Source organism: Microbacterium sp. (assembly GCF_035687345.1).
Lineage (GTDB): Bacteria > Actinomycetota > Actinomycetes > Actinomycetales > Microbacteriaceae > Microbacterium.
Window position 1 is genome coordinate 1 of record NZ_DASRXZ010000113.1, and the last position, 3749, is coordinate 3749.

At 72.7% G+C, this 3749-nt stretch carries 3 protein-coding genes and 2 pseudogenes; 3 read left to right on the top strand and 2 right to left on the bottom strand.

Annotated features, from left to right (window positions below):
- A pseudogene (locus VFF97_RS12435) lies at nt 1–141 on the top strand (1-acyl-sn-glycerol-3-phosphate acyltransferase); the annotation flags it as partial.
- An 18-nt stretch (nt 142–159) separates the two neighbouring features.
- Here VFF97_RS12435 and VFF97_RS12440 read toward each other — a convergent pair.
- Nucleotides 160–642, bottom strand: a complete 483-nt coding sequence (locus tag VFF97_RS12440) for an OsmC family protein (protein WP_325033809.1) — start codon at nt 640–642, stop codon at nt 160–162.
- A 92-nt stretch (nt 643–734) separates the two neighbouring features.
- On the opposite strand from VFF97_RS12440, the gene VFF97_RS12445 reads away from it, so the two are divergent.
- Entirely contained in the window at nt 735–1724 is a 990-nt protein-coding gene (locus tag VFF97_RS12445; protein WP_325033810.1) for an asparaginase, read from the top strand.
- A gap of 34 nt (nt 1725–1758) precedes the next feature.
- A complete protein-coding gene (ald, locus tag VFF97_RS12450; protein ID WP_325033811.1) occupies nt 1759–2874 on the top strand; it encodes an alanine dehydrogenase in 1116 nt (371 codons plus the stop codon).
- Nucleotides 2875–2937: 63 nt separating this feature from the next.
- Here ald and VFF97_RS12455 read toward each other — a convergent pair.
- Nucleotides 2938–3749 (bottom strand): annotated as a pseudogene (locus VFF97_RS12455) (hypothetical protein); the annotation flags it as partial.

Sequence of the window (3749 nt, forward strand, 5' to 3'; positions counted from 1 at the left end):
GCGCGGCGCACGGCGACCGACGAGATCATGGCCGCGATCCACGCCCTCTCCGGCCAGGAGCTCGCGAACGCCTACAACGAAGCGCCGGCGTCGAACCCGATCGAGCGCATCAAGCAGGTGCTGCCGCACGAGCGGCGCTGACAGCTCGCGGCACCCGTCTCACGCGACCTGGGCGGCGACCTCGATCGTCGGGTCGTGGCGCACCGGGAAGTTCACGGAGTTCGCGATGAAGCACCACCCGTTCGCGACCTCGTGCGCGTGCATCGCGGCATCGACCATCGACGCGTCGGCGACGACGACCCGCGGGCGCAGCACGACCTCGCGGAACGAGCCGCCGCCGCGGCCGTCCTCGACCATGACGCCGGATGCGTCGTCCTCGTAGCCCACGACGACGACGCCCGCCGTGACACACGCGTGCAGGTACGACAGCAGGTGGCACTGGCTGAGCGCCGCGAGCAGCATGTCCTCGGGGTTCCACCGCGACGGGTCGCCGCGGAACGGCTTGTCGCTCGACGCGAGCAGGTCGGGCTTGCCCTCGATCGAGATGGTCGCGCTGCGGTCGTAGTCGCGGTAGCCCGACGTCCCCGTGCCGCGGTCGCCGGTCCACGAGGTGCGGAGGGTGTAGTGGTGCTCGCCGATCATCGTCCCAGTATGCCCGCGGCGGAACACGTCGCCGCGGCCGCCCGGGGCTCCCGGGAGGCGGCACGACCTCCGACCGGCGATAGGCTTTCCTCGTGCCGCAGACCTTCGCCGCATCCGACGCCGTCGAACTCGCCGTGGTCGAGCGCAGCGGCTTCGTCGAGTCCCGGCACCTCGGGTCCGCGGTCGTCATCGGCGCCGACGGCGAGGTGGTCGAGCAGCTCGGCGACAGCGCCGCGCCGATCCTCCCCCGATCGACCCTCAAACCGCTTCAGGCCCTCGCATGCCTCGCCGCGGGGGCGCCACTCGACGGCGAGCGCCTCGGCCTCGCGACGGCGAGCCACTCGGGCACCGACCGCCACGTCGCCGTCGTGCGCGACATCCTCGACGCCGCGGGGCTCGACGAACGAGCGCTCGGATGCCCGCCGGCCTGGCCCGGTGATACCCCCACGCGGGACGCCGTCGTGCGCGAGGGCGGCGAGCCCGAGCGCATCCGCATGAACTGCTCCGGCAAGCACGCGGCGATGCTGCTGGCGTGCACCGTCAACGGGTGGGACGCCGCGACGTACCTCGACCCGAGGCATCCGCTTCAGTCGCACATCCGCGAGGTGACCGAGCGCTTGATCGGCCAGCGGGCGTCGGCGGTCGCGGTCGACGGATGCGGCGCCCCGATCTTCGCGATGAGCCTCATGGGCCTCGCACGGGCGATCCACCGCATCGGCGGCGCGTCCGAGCGGTCGCCGTTCGCCCTCCATCGCCAGGCCGCGACGCTTGTGCGCGCGGTGCGTGAGAACCCGTGGGCGATCGCCGGCCCCGGCCGCCCCGACACGATCGTCATCGAGCGGCTCGGCGTCTTCGCGAAGGGCGGCGCCGAGGGCGTCATGGTGATGTCGACGCCCGACGGAGCGACCGTGGCCCTCAAGATGCTCGACGGGAACGGCCGCGCCGCTGCGGCGGTCGCACTGCGTCTGCTCGAGCGGGCCGGCGCGCTCGAGGCATCCGAGGTCGCCGAGGCGATGGCGAGTCTTCCGCTGGCCGTGATGGGCGGCGGACGTGAAGTCGGGGCGATTCGCCCCGCGTTCTAGAGCACCCCCATAAGGGGTGGAAAGGATCTCGACGATGAGAATCTGCGTCCCCACCGAGGTGAAGAACAACGAGTATCGGGTTGCGCTCACCCCGTCCGGAGTCCACGACCTGGTGCTGGCCGGGCACGAGGTCTACGTGCAGAGGGGGGCGGGTGCCGGCTCGTCGATGACGGACGACGAGTACTCGGATGCCGGGGCCACCCTGCTCGACGACGCGGCCGAGGTGTGGGCCCGCGCCGAGCTGCTGCTCAAGGTCAAGGAGCCGATCGCGAGCGAGTACGACTTCTTTCGCGAGGACCTCGTGCTCTTCACGTACCTCCACCTCGCCGCCGATCGCGCGCTGACGGAGCGGCTCGTCGCCGACCGGGTGACCGCGATCGCGTATGAGACGGTGCAGCTGCCGGGCGGCGGCCTGCCGTTGCTCGCGCCGATGAGCGAGGTCGCCGGCCGTCTCGCGCCCACCGTGGGAGCGACGACGCTCATGAGGTCGGCGGGCGGGCTCGGCCTGCTCATGTCGGGCGTGCCCGGAACGCGCTCGGCCGCCGTCACGATCATCGGCGGCGGCGTCGCCGGTGCGAATGCCGCGGTCATCGCGGCCGGTATGGGCGCCGACGTCACGGTGTTCGACACGAACATGCAGCGCCTGCGGTACCTCGACGACCACTTCCAGGGCCGCATCAAGACGGCGGCGTCGAACCCTCTCGATCTCGATCGCGCCGTCACCGCCTCCGACCTCGTGATCGGCTCGGTGCTGATCCCGGGTGCGCGGGCGCCCAAGCTGGTGACGAACGACATGGTGAGCCGGATGCGGCCGGGCAGCGTGCTCGTCGACATCGCCGTCGACCAGGGCGGATGCTTCGAAGACACCCACCCGACGACGCACGACGACCCGACGTTCCTCGTGCACGGCTCGGTGTTCTACTGCGTCGCGAACATGCCGGGGGCGGTGCCGAACACGGCGACCTCGGCGCTCACGAACGCCACGCTCCCCTACATCCGCCAGATCACGCGGCTCGGCTGGACCGAGGCGCTGCGCAACGACCCGGCGCTCGCGGGCGGGCTGAACACGACGGCGGGTGCGGTCGTGAACCCGGGTGTGGCGTCGGCGCACGACCTCGAGCTCACGCCTCTGGCCGAGGTGCTCGCGTAGCGTCGCGCATGCGGCCGCGCGCCTTGTCGCCGTGGGGGCGCCCTGTCGGCGCGCCGCCCACGCTCATGCGGTGGTCTCGTCGACGTGCGGCGGAGCGTCGTCGCGTCGGGGAACCGGTCGCGAGTCATCGGAGGGTAGGGCGACGCGGCGGGCCTCGCCGGCCCGGTACAGCCACGCGCGCGGTCTTCCGGGCGCGCAGTACGGCGGCAGCGAGCGGTCACCCGTGAGCACGCGGTACTCGGCGGCGCACGAGGTGTCGACCACGAGGTCGTGATCGGCTCGCAGGTCGGAGAGCACGCGCCAGTGGCGTTGCCACTGGTCGGGATCGCCCGTCACGACGACGGGCGACCCCGACCCGGTGTCGGCAGCACCGGCCGCGGCGAAGTCGTCGATGCCCACTATCCGTGCGCCGTCTCGCGTCCACGCCGCGAGCGCGGCACGCCCGGTCGTGGTCGGTCGCGTGATGTACCCCGTGAGTGCCGCCGCGGGCTGGAATCGCCCGGCATCGGATGCGGCGATCGACGTCGCGTGGGCTGCCGGGGCACGCCCGGCGACCGCCACTTGCACCGCGCGCCCGTCGAGGCGTCCGCGGCCGGCGGGCGCGCCCGGCGCGAAGTGGGCGGACTCACCTCCCGCTGCGAGATGCTCCTGGCGCGACGGCATCGGCAGCAGGAGGCGCCTCGGCAGCAGGTCACCGAGACGCGCGACCACACCGGTGAGCCGCTGCGCCGCGACGATGAACATCACGCCGTCGTCGCCCGCGCGGCGCACCGCAAGGTCGAGCCGCTCCACGATCTCGCGCCCGTAGTCCCCGGGCAGACGCGCGCCGAGCGCGTCGAGGTCATCGATCAGGACGATCGATCCCGGTGCGGGCG